Here is a 13,069-nt window from a genome sequence, read left to right as displayed (position 1 = left end):
CGTTTATGCCGGTTCCAGTCTGTTCAGTGGTTCGGGTAGTTCCAGCTTTACCCGGCGGCGGCTCAAGGGACAGTCAAACTCAAGACTGAACGCCAGGAGCTGCAAGGGAACCTTGGCCGGTTTGCCATATAAGCGGTCGCTGATAATGGGGTGCCCCAGGCTCTCCAGATGCTTGCGAATTTGGTGCTTTCGGCCAGTTTCAATGGTGACCTGCAGAAGGCTGGTTGGGCCGGATTCGTCCATGCTCAGCGTAGTGACTCTGCTAATGGCGGTTTTGCCGTCAATCGGGGCGTCTATGAGCTGGTCTCGAGTATTGAGAGTGCCGGTTACTCTGGCAAGGTAGTGTTTGGTTATGGTGCGACCCGCAAAGCATTGAGAGAGCGCGCCGGCGGCTTTCGAATCGTGGGCGATGAGCATCAGGCCGGCGGCATCGGCGTCCAGCCGGTGGATCAGAAAGCAAGGGCGCTTGAGCTCAAGTTCGGCCCACCGCAGCAGGCTGCAATGATCTCCCCACTGCGAGCCTTGCGCCAGCATACCGTGGGGTTTGTGCCAGACGCTGTAACGGCCGTTGTCGGCAACCAGCGTTGCCGCTTCCGGCTTTCGCGCCAGTACGTTCTTGTCGTGATAAAGCTGCAGCCTTGTACCTGCTCTGAGCCCTTGGGTTGCGCGCCGAAGCCTTACCTGCTTACCTTTGAGCGTCCACCAGCATGCGCCTTTGTTCATCGCATCTTTGATGCACTCGCGCGAAAGCCCTGATGCCTGGCTCAGGGCTTCAATGGCGGTTTCGGGCTGCGTTGTTGTGATGTCGAATTTTTTGCGCATTACGGGCCAGCATCTCCGGGTTTGATGGCAAGCAGATCGGTTCGCAAGTGCGTGAGCGCTTTTTCTGCTGTGGCGTTGATGTTAACAGTTGTCGGGGGCATCCGGGATGCGCAGTTTGATCAAACACCGTATAATTTTCGGTTTTCCGGGCCCTCAGTCATGGTGGCCACATCCAGTTCGGGAGTTGTCGAGTCATGAGCCAGGCCGGTGAGATGGGTACACTGTTTGTCATTTCCGCGCCGTCGGGTGCTGGCAAAACCAGTCTTGTAGCGGAAATGCTGCGCGCAGATCAAACGCTGGATGTGTCTGTGTCCCACACTACCCGCCCTATGCGTGAAGGTGAGAAAGACGGCGCTAACTACCATTTTGTTAGTCGTGACGAGTTTGAGGCCATGATCGGCCGTGGGGACTTCCTGGAGCATGCCGATGTGTTTGGTAATTATTACGGCACGTCTCAGGTGTGGGTTCGGGATATGCTCGCCCGGGGGCGTGACGTGATTCTCGAGATCGATTGGCAGGGCGCTGCACAGGTAAGGCGCCTTATTCCCGAGGGTGTCAGTGTGTTCATAGTGCCACCTTCTGCTGACACCCTGCGGGATCGTCTTGTGGGCAGGGGTACCGATGCGCCGGACGTAGTGGAGCGGCGTCTGTCGGAGGCCAGAGAAGAATGCCGTCACGCGGCGGAGTTTGATTATCTGGTTGTAAACGATGACTTCCGGGACGCGTTGGCGGATTTGTTGGCTATTGTCCGCAGCCAACGTCTGCAAATAATAACCCAGCAAGCACGACACGCAGGTTTGCTTGCCGGGCTCTGTAGGGTAAACAACGCTTCCGCATGATTCGCGCTTTTGGTGTATACAAATTGTGCGGCCGGCAGTAGAATATGCGGTTCTCTAAATCAGTCATTTTATATCGTCGGGGAAGTTATGGCACGAGTTACCGTTGAAGATTGCCTGGAACACGTTGATAACCGATTCCAGCTGGTGATGCTGGCGACCAAGCGTTCCCGTCAGCTTGCTACCAAAGGCGCCGAGCCGATGGTTGCGGAAGAAAACGACAAGCCTACCGTAATCGCCCTGCGCGAAATTGCTGCAGGTTTGGTTAGCCGCGATCTGCTGACCGAAATCGAAGAAGATTAGAGTTGATGCGGGCATAGTTGGCCCGCCCGGCAAAGGAAAGCATTGAAAACTGTCTCAGCAGTTTTATAGTATATCTCTGGATTGTTGCTGGAAAGACGGAAAAGGACCCGGATGCGTGCATTCGGGTTTTTTTTGTTTCTGCCTCCCGGTAACCGTGAAACATTGAAATGACGGAGGCATGGTGTCGCTTGAGGCTACAGTAGACGGGCTGGCAATTGAGCTCAGTACCTACCTGGACACAAATCGCATTAATCAAGTGCGAAGGGCCTACTATTATGCCGAACAGGCCCACGAAGGGCAGATGCGCAAAAGCGGCGACCGTTATATAACTCACCCACTTGCCGTTGCGCACATTCTTGCGGGCCTGAAGCTTGACCATCAGAGTCTGATGGCCGCCATGCTCCACGATGTCATTGAAGATACGGGTATTCCCAAAGATGCTCTTGCGGAACAGTTTGGCGACGATGTGGCCGAATTGGTCGATGGCGTCAGCAAGTTGACCCAGATAGAGTTTCGCACTCGTGCGGAAGCCCAGGCAGAGAACTTCCAGAAAATGACGCTGGCCATGGCCAGGGATATCCGGGTTATTCTGGTCAAACTGGCCGACCGCCTGCACAACATGCGCACTCTTGGTCCCATGCCTTACGAGAAACGCCAACGCATCGCCACAGAAACCCTTGATATCTACGCCCCCATCGCCAATCGGCTCGGGATGCACGCCATTTCCACCGAACTGGAAGACCTGGGTTTTTCGTCCCTGTACCCAATGCGCTCCCGCTACATTTCCAAGGCTGTGGACAAGCTGCGTGGCAGTCACCGAGAGATCATTGAAGATATTCGGGGCCGTCTGCAGGAAAAGCTTGAAGAGCGTGGCTTCCCGGGGCGGATACTCGGGCGTGAGAAACATCTGAACAGCATTTACAACAAGATGAAGCTCAAGCAGAAATCCTTCTACGAAATCATGGATGTGTACGCTTTTCGCATCATTACGGATAACGAAGACGACTGCTATCGAATCCTCGGCGCTGTTCACAGCCTTTACAAGCCAATGCCCGGCAGGTTCAAAGACTACATCGCGATGCCCAAGGCCAACGGTTACCAGTCACTGCACACCACCCTGTTTGGCATGCATGTGAACATCGAAATCCAGATTCGCACGGAGGAGATGGAGCACATAGCCAATGACGGTATCGCAGCGCACTGGACGTACAAGAACGAGCCGACCAGCGCAACCAGCGCGAACCAGACGAGGGTGGATCGCTGGGTCAAAGGGCTCATGGAAATGCGTGAGCGGGCGGATGATTCCCTTGAGTTTATTGAGCACGTCAAGGTAGATCTTTTCCCGGACGAGATTTATGTCTTCACTCCCAAGGGCAAGATTATGGAGTTGCCCAGGGGCGCCACTCCGGTGGATTTTGCCTACGCAATCCATACAGACATCGGCAATGCAACCGTGGCCTGCAGGATAAACCGCAATCTGGGTTCGCTCAGTAAGCCTCTGCAGAGCGGCCAAACCGTCGAAGTGATTACAGCCCCCGGCGCACGTCCCACACCTGCCTGGCTAAGCTTTGTGGTCACGGGCAAGGCGCGCAGCAGTATTCGCCATAATCTGAAGAGTCAAAAACTGGCGGAATCGCTCGATCTGGGGCGTGCTCTGCTGAAAAAGTCACTTAACGGGTTTGGTGCCCGGTTATCCGATATTGATGACGCCCAGAAACAAGCCGTTATTAATCATAATCAGGTTAACAGCTTTGATGATCTCGTCAGTGATATTGGCTTGGGTAACCGGATGGCTTATCTGGTTGCGCGTCAGCTAGTCAGCGGTGCTGGAGTCGCGGAGCCCGGTGTGGCTGCAAAGGATATTCAGGGCGGTGACGATGCCCCTGTCACTATACAGGGCACCGAAGGCATGCTCGTGCACTTTGCCACCTGCTGCAAACCGATTCCGGGTGATCCGATTGTCGGGGTGATGGATTCTGGCAGTGGCATGGTGATCCATTCCGACACCTGTTCCCGCCTGCCTGACGTTCTTGAGGGTCGGTCCCGCCTGACCAATCTTACCTGGGCCAAAGACATTACCGATGAGTTCTCGGTAGAGCTTCGCGTCGAATTGGAACGCCAGCGTGGCGTGATTGCGGAAATTGCCAACGCCGTCGCGATGGCCGATGGCAATATTGAGCGCATCAACGTGGATGAACAGAACGCCCGCTTCGGTGCGGTCAGCCTGGTCGTCAAAGTGCATGGGCGTAAACATCTGGCCCGCGTAATGCGCAGAGTTCGGAACATAAAGGCGGTTACGTCGATCAATCGGGTGAAATACTGAGCCTGCAGAGGTCATTTGGTTGACAGCTCCTGTGCCGAAAGGTGACGATTAGCGTTTTAAACGAGAGGAAATTAAACGGCATGACCAACAAATCCGTAATACAGACTGACAACGCGCCTCAGGCAATTGGACCATACGCCCAGGCCGTAAAGGCAGGTGATACGGTCTATATTTCTGGTCAGATTCCGCTGGACCCGGCAACCATGGAAGTGGTGGCTGGAGATTTCGCAGCCAAAACCCGTCAGGTATTCGAAAATCTTAAAGCAGTATGTGAAGCTGCGGGCGGCGGGCTGAAGGATATTGTTAAAGTGAATATTTACGTAACCGATTTGGCGAATTTTGCAGCGGTTAACGAAATCATGGCGACGTATTTTCCGGAGCCATACCCGGCTCGGGCCGCTGTAGAGGTTTCAGCTTTGCCCAAGGGCGTACCGGTAGAGATGGAAGCGGTGATGGTACTGAGTTAATACAGCGCGAGGCAAAGTATCATTGAATGAACAAAGGCGGCTTCGGCCGCCTTTGTTCATTCTGAGCCTAGCGGTTATCGATCATCTCACGGTACCCTGCCCGAAAATCCGGATAGCGGAAAGTAAATCCGGTTTGCAGCAGGCGCTGATTGTCGCAGCGCTTGCTGCCAGCCCGACCACCTTGTCTGGCGTCTGCTATTGGCTCAGCACAGGCAACCTGATGGCGAACCCAATTCACCACCTCATCAAGCCGGGCCGGTTCGCAGTCGCTGGCCAAATAGCAGGTATCCAGCGGCGTTCCTGAGAGCGCCATGTTGTTTAGGTGAACCACCGTCGCAGCCGCGTCGTCTTCGTGAATACGATTGCTGAACGGTGCCTGTTTCACCGGGTTCATGCGGCCTTCAATAACCTCTTCCAGAAAACGCCCTCGTGAAGGTCCATAAATCCCGCTGAAGCGGACAACGGTTGCTGGATGCTGGCTGTTCAGTGCCGTTTGCTCGCCGGCGAGTATTTGTCGGCCGGTGGCGCGGGCCGGAGAGGTGGGGCTGGTTTCATTCACCAGGGTGTCATCATCTTGGGAATAAACGCTGGTGCTGCTGATAAAAAAGAGACGTTTCAGAGGCTGATCGCCCAACGCGTCAAGCATGTTGCTCAGGCCGTTAACATAGGCATCCTGATATCCCTGCTCGTCGTAGCTGGAAGGCGTCAGACAGTAGATAACGCTGTGCAGATTCTCCGGCAGCTTGCCGGTCAGGGTTTCCGGGCGAGTCAGGTCTGCACCAATACCCTCAACGCCTTCAGGTACTTTGTCCGGGTTGCGACGCAGCCCGTAAACCTGCGCAGACTCTTTCAATATATCGGCGATGGCGCCACCGAGTTTGCCGCAACCGGCAACAAGAATTCCCGGAATACTATTGCGTTCAGTGATTGCCATAGACAATATCAATCCTTATCCTTTAAACCATAGATTAGTAAAAGTCCGACCCGTATCCATTTGACCGGAGATCCCCATGACTCTTACCGAGTTACGATACGTCGTTACGCTTGCCCGGGAAAGGCATTTTGGCCGGGCCGCTGAGCGCTGCCACGTTAGTCAGCCGACACTCAGCGTTGCGGTCAAAAAACTGGAAGATGAGCTGGGCATTCCTCTATTTGAGCGTAGCAAAAGCAGTATCCGGGTGACGGAAACAGGTCTGCGCATTGTTGAGCAGGCCCAGCGTGTTCTGGATCAGGTGGGTGTGATCCGCGATATGGCTCAGGGCGGAAAAAGCCAACTGAGCTCTCCGCTCAAGGTGGGAGCAATTTATACCATCGGCCCCTATTTGTTCCCGCATCTTTTGCCCGAACTTCGCCGTGCAGCCCCGGAAATGCCGCTGTACATCGAAGAAAACTACACCGCCAGCTTGCGTCAGAAATTACGCCAGTCCGAACTGGATGCCATTATCATCGCACTGCCGTTCGAAGAAGCGGAAGTGCTGACGTTGCCGCTGTACGATGAGCCGTTCGTTGTGCTTCTTCCGGCAGGGCATCCGTTGGCAGAGAAAGAGCAAATCACCGGCGCTGAGTTGGCTCGTGAACAGTTGCTTCTTCTTGGCCCCGGGCACTGCTTCCGGGATCAGGTGCTGGAATCCTGCCCGCCGCTCGTTGATGCGGTTACTCGGCGCGCTGATGGCGGATCGCCTTCGCTGGTGACTGAGGGCAGTTCGCTGGAGACCATTCGTCATATGGTCGCATCCGGTTTGGGGATCACCGTACTGCCGCTCTCTGCGGCCACCGCCATGCAATATCATAAAAACTTACTTGTAACCCGGCCGTTTGCACCGCCTGTGCCTTTTCGCACCGTGGCTTTGGCATGGCGGGTAACCTTCCCCCGGCCCAAAGCCATTGATGTCCTCTCGCTTGCAGCCAGCCAGTGTCGCGTGATTGAGCAAGCGAAAGTGGACACTCCGGTTGCCGCTGAAACGGCCTGACATCCGCCATGGCATCGTTGGACGATATTCCGGTTACCGAGCTCAAGGGCGTAGGAAGCGCCCTGGCGGAGAAGCTCGCGCGGCTGGGCATCGCCTCGCTGCAGGATTTGCTGTTCCATCTTCCCCATCGTTACGAAGACCGCACCCGCATTATCCCGATAGGCAGCCTGCGCATAGGCGATGTGGCCGTGGTTGAAGGGGAGGTAATGAAGGCGGATCTGATGATGGGACGCCGCCGCAGCCTGCAGGTTACGCTGAAAGACAACAGCGGGTTTCTGGTGATGCGGTTTTTTCACTTCAACGCTGCCCAAAAAAACCAGCTGGCGGAGGGTACATGGGTTCGGTGTTTCGGCGAAGTGCGCCCTGGCCGTGCCGGGTATGAATTTTACCACCCGGAGTACCAGGTTAACCCGCCGCCCATGCCTACGGGCGACCAGGCAACCCTCACTCCGGTCTACCCGCTGACGGAAGGCATTCAGCAACCCCGCGTACGGGGGCTGTGCCAGCAAGCCCTGGGGTATCTTCAGCGGCATCCTATCCGGGACTGGTTACCAGCTGAGTTGTTGGCAGATTATCAGCTGCCGGGAATCAGTGAAGCCGTGCAAATGGTGCATTCACCGCCCGCCAATGCACCGGTGAATCTGCTGATGGCGGGGCTTCATCCGGCACAGCAGCGGCTGGTTATGGAAGAGTTGCTCGCCCATCAGTTGAGTATGCTGCAAGTTCGAGAACAGATTCAGTCGCGCCAGGCTCTGCCTCTGCTACCTTCGGGAAATCTGGCTGAACGCTTTCTGGAAACGTTGCCGTTTTCACTGACCGGCGCCCAGCGCCACGTGGCGAGTGATATCCGTCAGGATCTGAGCCAGCCACTGCCGATGCTTCGGCTGGTTCAGGGTGATGTAGGCTCCGGGAAAACCGTTGTAGCGGCATTGGCGGCGATTCAGACCATAGGTGCGGGCGCCCAGGTGGCCCTCATGGCGCCAACAGAAATACTCGCCGAGCAGCACTATCAGAATTTCTGTGGCTGGCTTGAGCCCCTTGGCATCCAGTTGGCCTGGTTGTCTGGCAAGGTGAAGGGCAAAGCCCGTAAAAAAGCGTTGGAAATGGTTCAGACAGGGGCAGCCAGTGTAGTAATAGGCACCCATGCGCTGTTTCAGAATGATGTGGTATTTCACCGCCTGGCGTTGGTTATTGTGGATGAGCAACACCGATTTGGCGTGCACCAGCGCCTGGCGTTGCGCGAAAAAGGGGTAGGCGGCACACTGGCTCCACACCAACTGATCATGACCGCCACGCCCATCCCGCGTACTCTGGCCATGAGTGCCTACGCTGATCTTGATACATCTGTCATTGACGAATTACCGCCGGGCCGCAAACCGGTTGAGACCATCGTGATTCCCGACGGTCGCCGGGAAGATGTAATAGAGCGGGTGCGCAGCGCCTGCACGGCAGGGCGGCAGGCTTTCTGGGTTTGTACGCTTATTGAGGAATCTGAAGCGTTGCAGTGCCAGGCGGCAGAGGTAACGGCCGAAGAGCTGGCGCAACGGTTGCCTGATCTGAAAGTCGGGCTGGTTCACGGGCGCCTCAAATCCACAGAAAAAGCAGCTGTGATGGAGCAATTCAAGCTGGGAGAGCTCGATGTTCTGGTTGCCACAACGGTGATTGAAGTTGGCGTGGATGTACCCAACGCCTCGCTGATTATTATTGAAAATCCCGAGCGCCTTGGGCTTGCCCAGCTTCATCAGTTGCGGGGCAGGGTGGGCCGGGGCGAACAGGCCAGCTTCTGTGTGCTCATGTACCATCCCCCTTTGTTGGCTAACGCCAAAGCACGGTTGCAGGCCCTGCGTGACAGCCAGGATGGGTTTGTCATCGCTGAGAAAGATCTGGAGATACGCGGGCCCGGCGAGGTGTTGGGCACCCGCCAAACTGGCATGATGCAGTTTCGGCTGGCAAACTTTGAGCGAGACAAAGGCTGGATTGAGCCGGTGCGCGAGATGGCGCCAGGACTTATGCGACACCCACAGCGGGTGCAGGCCTTGATCAAGCGTTGGCTCGGTGAAAAAATACGGTATGGAGATGTATAAACCGGTCTGATATGCGTGGGAGTCCGTAAAGGGATTTGCAGGAACCGGCTCTATGTCAATGTTTAGAGACAAACCCTGTCCTATACTGGGAACCTCACGGCAGACGATAACGGCCGGATGGCATGCAGCAATACGTTGGAGAAGACAATGGAATTACCTGTCACGGTTCAGCAGGCTCTGGGCGATGCCGCCAAGGGCGTGTCGCTGAGGAACGCAAACCAGGCGAACAGACACGAACTGTTGCGGATGGTGCTGCTTAACGACGGGCAAGGGAATCTTCAAGCTATCTGTTGTAAAGAAGACCTGATTGATCTGGAGCGCCTGAACAAGCAGCTGGAGCGGGATTTCCGCCTTATGAAACCCCGCGAACAGGTTCGCGTAAAAGAGCGGGCCGGGCTGAGGGAACTGCCAGCACTTCCGTCGCTTACCGGTTGGCCCACGATTGTGGACCGCCGGGTGGATGATCTGCCGTCGGTTGCCCTGGAGTTAGGGGGACAAAAGTCAGGGGAGCAAAATCTTGCCATGGTAATGCCGGCAGAAGATTTTCGCGCGCTCACAGACAACGCAGATCGTCGATCGTTTACGGTGGCATCGGAAAACATAGCGGTAAATTTGGATGACTCAACGACTGATCGCAGCCAGCTGAATTTCGCCATAAAGAAATTCACCAGCCTGCGCATTCAGCAACGCCTTGAAGACACACTGGAACTCCCGCCGCTGCCGGAGACGGCTGAACGCATCATTCATTTGCGAGTGAACCCGAATGCTGTGATGGGGGATCTGGTCGATATTATCGAGAGCGACCCAAGCCTGGCCGCTCAAGTTGTCAGCTGGGCATCCTCATCTTTTTACGCAGCCGCCGGGCAGGTGCGCTCTGTACACGATGCCGTATCGAGGGTGTTGGGTTTTGATATGGTCATGAATCTGGCTATGGGACTGTCCCTGGGGCGTGCGCTCAAGCAACCTCAGGATCACCCTGACGGGCACGTGGACTATTGGCAGCAAGCCATTTGGCAGGCCCAGTCGGCGGGTATTCTCGCAAGCATGATGCCCCGTGGTGAACGCCCTGTGTTCGGGTTGGCTTACCTTGCGGGCTTGTTGCATAACTTTGGCTATCTTCTGCTAGCCCAGATTTTCCCTCCCCACTTCAACTTGGTGTGTCGATCCCTGGAGGTGAACTCGGTTATCGATTCTTCGGTAACCGAGCACTACCTCCTGGGTATTACCCGGGAGCAGATCGCAGCCCAGCTTATGGAGAACTGGGGTATGCCGGATGAAGTCACTCTGGGCATCCGGTATCAGAAAAGTCGCGGGTATAAGGGCGCTAGCAGTGTTTACGCCCGGATTCTATGGCTAGGCAGGCAACTGCTGACAGCCAGGGGTATAGCCCTGGGCGCCAGTGAGCCCATTGACCAGGATGTTTACGACGAGCTTGGGCTGGATCGTATGCAGGTCGAAGACCAGTTCGATGAGCTGGTGGCGAGCAAAGACAACGTTATGGCCATGGCGGGCATGATGAATCAGTAGTGCTAAACCAGTAGTGCTAAAGAGTAAGGCGCATCCGGCTGCTGATCAAAAAGCATGGTGCCGGATAGCCGTCGCGGCACGACGTATTTCATCGGCGTGTCGCTCTTCCACTTCAAACCGCTCCTTGTCCATTTTGTCTACGAAACGCGCTTCTGTATCCTGGCGTGCCTGATGGGTGGGCATATGGCGCAGTTGCTCGTAGACCTCAAGAAATACCCGGAAAGGCGGCTTTTCCATAAGCTGAGGCTCGATATGGTCGAGTAAGCCCTTGATGCGCAGACAGGCTTCCGAATATTCAATCTGATTTTCCTCTACGGCCATAGCAATAACGCGGATGCTGTCGATCATATTCTGGCGCCGCTTGGCCTGAAACGCTTCTGCCTTTTCCTGGCGTTTACGATTCTCCGATAGCGTCACCTTTTTTCGTCGGATAAAGCCCAGCAGCGCAATGATTGCGATTGCACCGGCAATAATCAGGCTCCACTGCAGCACTTGAGACATTATCTTCTCCCTGTTTGGTTCACGCATGAAAAAAGCCAGCTCGGAAGCTGGCCTTGAACGATATACCTCTCCGGAGAAAATTTGCAAGGGGAGGCAGACCGTTACACTCTCGCGGTTCTTAGTTCTCGCGAGTCTCGATGTTGCCGTCTTTGTCTGAGATAACAATCTCGACGCGACGGTTTTGCTGCCGTCCAGCAGACGAATCATTACTGGCGACAGGGTACTGTTCACCGTAGCCTTTGGTCTCTACCCGACGACGCTCAACGCCCTGAGACACAAGCGCATCCCGAACAGACTGTGCCCGACGCTCAGACAATCTCTGATTGTAGGTGGCATCGCCGGTGCTGTCGGTATAGCCTTCTACCCGAACCCTGCGATCTTCATACTCTCGCATGAACTGCGCCAGGCGCGCCGTTGTCTGCTCTCCAGATGATTTCAGATCTGCTTTGTTGAGATCGAAAAGCACATCACCCAACGTTAACACCATACCCCGATCGGTACGCTCGGCTTTCAGCTCTTCCATTCGCTTGCGCAGCATCTCCGCTTCTTTGCGGGCTTGATCAGCGTCTTTTGAGCTTTGATTAAGCATTAACTGGCGGCGGCGTTCTTCCGCAGAATCCACCTGCTCTTGCAGTCGTGCTCGCTGACCCTGCTCGCTGGCGATTTGCGCGTGACGATTCGCAAGGTACGCTGCTTGTTCTATGCTAGCGGTATCCCCGCCATCATTCATTAGCGCTTCAGCGCGATTCAATTCATTTCTTGCGCTGCGAAGTTGACGGTCGCCACTGCGAGCGACGTCCGGATCGTCTTTAATTTTAGCGTAAGAAGCTTGAGCCTCGTTCACCATCGTGTTTTCGGGAGGCGTTGTCGCGCAGCCAGCGATCAACACTGACAAGCCCGCAGCCACGCCCAGAGTTATGTTGCGTTTGTTCATAACAGTCTCCTTTCCAGATATGGCGATTACTGATCTTGGTTCATTCGCTTGCGCAGGGCTTCAATGTTGCCATTGATCTCCTCTACGGCGCGCTTGGCCTTTGCTGTTTCTGCGCGCGCGCCAGCCAATTGTGCATCGACGGAGGCCTGTTTAAGAAGTCGCTCAGCCTCTGTGTACTTTTCTTTTTCAATCAGATTCTTAGCGTCAGCCACCTTGTTTTGCGCATTGTTAAGCAGCACTGGTTCAAACTCCCGGGCATCTGCTGCCACGGCCTGCTGGAGCGAGCTCTCTGCGGATTGCAGATCCGCCTCTGGTGGCTCGCCAGGGCTGGCGCAGCCCCCGATGGTGAGGGCAATGCCAGCAACTCCGGCGGTGTATAACATCGACATACGCTTATTCATGCACGATCTCCTTTCATCGATATATAAGCCTTGCAGGACAGTTTGGTTTGCACGGAACGATCCTGTCGTCAGGTTTTACTGACCCGTACGAACGGCAACAACAAAATGTACCGTAAAACTACGGAGTGCTTTGTGCACCTTTGATAAGCTTAGCAGGCAGCCTGCTATCAACCATGACTGATTCGCAATAAAGCCGAGTGATAAGCCTGTGTGAAGCGGCTACACAATTGCAGACAACTTAAGTAAGTGGCTGAATTTCAGGCATTTAATTTATCGACAACCTTGTGAACAAGCTGTCATAGCGATCTGGTATAAAAATTTGATTTAAAAAACACAAAAAAGCGGAGCGATGATGAGCATCGGGCGCGACTAGCAGGGCGTTTTCGAGTAATGGTGGGCCCACCTGGACTCGAACCAGGGACCAAAGGATTATGAGTCCTCTGCTCTAACCAACTGAGCTATAGGCCCGTTCAGCGAACGCTGTCAGGAATGTGTTTCCGTGAAGGAAACAAAGCGGGCGCCATTATACCGGGGAGGTGCGGCGCCCGCTACTGTTGTGGTGCTTATCCGTTGCTCTGATCGTCAATAAAGCCGCGCAGGTGGTCGGAACGTGAAGGGTGGCGCAACTTACGCAGGGCCTTGGCTTCGATCTGACGAATCCGCTCGCGGGTTACGTCGAACTGTTTGCCGACCTCTTCCAGCGTGTGGTCGGTGTTCATCTCGATGCCGAAACGCATGCGCAGTACTTTGGACTCACGAGCAGTAAGGCCTGCCAGTACAGAGCGTGTGGCTTCGCGCAGGCCTTCTGCCGTTGCGGAGTCCACCGGAGAGAGCGCCTGGATATCTTCAATGAAGTCGCCCAGATGGCTGTCTTCATCATCACCGATTGGCGTCTCCATGG

The 13,069-nt window shown here is 55.2% G+C and carries 13 protein-coding genes and 1 tRNA gene; 7 read left to right on the top strand and 7 right to left on the bottom strand.

The annotated features are described in order from the left end of the window. Positions 1-3: 3 nt before the first annotated feature. Positions 4-822: an RluA family pseudouridine synthase gene (locus ENI00_RS13055; RefSeq protein WP_304103106.1), complete on the bottom strand. Its 819-nt coding sequence runs from the start codon at positions 820-822 to the stop codon at positions 4-6. Positions 823-1,016: 194 nt separating this feature from the next. On the opposite strand from ENI00_RS13055, the gene gmk reads away from it, so the two are divergent. The 4 genes from gmk (at position 1,017) to ENI00_RS13035 (ending at position 4,751) form a co-directional block, all read left to right on the top strand. Continuing rightward, on the top strand, positions 1,017-1,661 hold the full coding sequence (gmk, locus tag ENI00_RS13050; protein WP_304103103.1) for a guanylate kinase: 645 nt from the start codon (positions 1,017-1,019) through the stop codon (positions 1,659-1,661). Positions 1,662-1,748: 87 nt separating this feature from the next. Then, the gene (gene rpoZ / locus ENI00_RS13045; RefSeq protein WP_304103100.1) at positions 1,749-1,961 is read left to right on the top strand and encodes a DNA-directed RNA polymerase subunit omega; all 213 of its coding nucleotides are present in this window, start codon (positions 1,749-1,751) and stop codon (positions 1,959-1,961) included. A gap of 178 nt (positions 1,962-2,139) precedes the next feature. After that, positions 2,140-4,284 (top strand): RelA/SpoT family protein, encoded by a 2,145-nt coding sequence (locus ENI00_RS13040; RefSeq protein WP_304103097.1) that lies wholly within the window; start codon positions 2,140-2,142, stop codon positions 4,282-4,284. A gap of 80 nt (positions 4,285-4,364) precedes the next feature. Beyond that, positions 4,365-4,751 (top strand): RidA family protein, encoded by a 387-nt coding sequence (locus ENI00_RS13035; RefSeq protein WP_304103094.1) that lies wholly within the window; start codon positions 4,365-4,367, stop codon positions 4,749-4,751. Between the two features lie 67 nt (positions 4,752-4,818). On the opposite strand, the gene ENI00_RS13030 is transcribed toward ENI00_RS13035, so the two are convergent. After that, positions 4,819-5,685, bottom strand: a complete 867-nt coding sequence (locus tag ENI00_RS13030; protein ID WP_304103091.1) for an NAD-dependent epimerase/dehydratase family protein — start codon at positions 5,683-5,685, stop codon at positions 4,819-4,821. A 76-nt stretch (positions 5,686-5,761) separates the two neighbouring features. Here ENI00_RS13030 and ENI00_RS13025 point away from each other — a divergent pair, with 76 nt between their 5' ends. From ENI00_RS13025 to ENI00_RS13015, 3 genes are all read left to right on the top strand, one after another. Beyond that, on the top strand, positions 5,762-6,721 hold the full coding sequence (locus tag ENI00_RS13025; protein ID WP_304103088.1) for a hydrogen peroxide-inducible genes activator: 960 nt from the start codon (positions 5,762-5,764) through the stop codon (positions 6,719-6,721). 8 nt (positions 6,722-6,729) lie between these two features. Beyond that, entirely contained in the window at positions 6,730-8,805 is a 2,076-nt protein-coding gene (recG, locus tag ENI00_RS13020; protein ID WP_304103086.1) for an ATP-dependent DNA helicase RecG, read from the top strand. A 147-nt stretch (positions 8,806-8,952) separates the two neighbouring features. Further along, the gene (locus tag ENI00_RS13015; protein ID WP_304103084.1) at positions 8,953-10,332 is read left to right on the top strand and encodes an aminoacyl-tRNA deacylase and HDOD domain-containing protein; all 1,380 of its coding nucleotides are present in this window, start codon (positions 8,953-8,955) and stop codon (positions 10,330-10,332) included. Positions 10,333-10,377: 45 nt separating this feature from the next. Here the strand turns inward: ENI00_RS13015 and ENI00_RS13010 are convergent, their stop codons facing one another. From ENI00_RS13010 to ENI00_RS12990, 5 genes are all read right to left on the bottom strand, one after another. Continuing rightward, the gene (locus ENI00_RS13010) at positions 10,378-10,833 is read right to left on the bottom strand and encodes a DUF2489 domain-containing protein (RefSeq protein ID WP_304103081.1); all 456 of its coding nucleotides are present in this window, start codon (positions 10,831-10,833) and stop codon (positions 10,378-10,380) included. 118 nt (positions 10,834-10,951) lie between these two features. Further along, positions 10,952-11,767, bottom strand: a complete 816-nt coding sequence (locus ENI00_RS13005; protein ID WP_304103078.1) for an OmpA family protein — start codon at positions 11,765-11,767, stop codon at positions 10,952-10,954. 26 nt (positions 11,768-11,793) lie between these two features. Next, a complete protein-coding gene (locus ENI00_RS13000) occupies positions 11,794-12,168 on the bottom strand; it encodes a DUF4398 domain-containing protein (protein ID WP_304103075.1) in 375 nt (124 codons plus the stop codon). 391 nt (positions 12,169-12,559) lie between these two features. Further along, positions 12,560-12,636 (bottom strand) — tRNA-Ile (locus tag ENI00_RS12995). Positions 12,637-12,731: 95 nt separating this feature from the next. Further along, the coding region (locus ENI00_RS12990; RefSeq protein ID WP_304103072.1) for a sigma-70 family RNA polymerase sigma factor at positions 12,732-13,069 on the bottom strand (338 nt) is incomplete at its 5' end.

The organism is Marinobacter antarcticus (assembly GCF_011049865.1).
GTDB classification, from domain to species: Bacteria; Pseudomonadota; Gammaproteobacteria; order Pseudomonadales; family Oleiphilaceae; genus Marinobacter; species Marinobacter antarcticus_A.
Note: the sequence above shows the minus strand (reverse complement) of the source record. Positions and strands in the feature narration are given on the sequence as shown.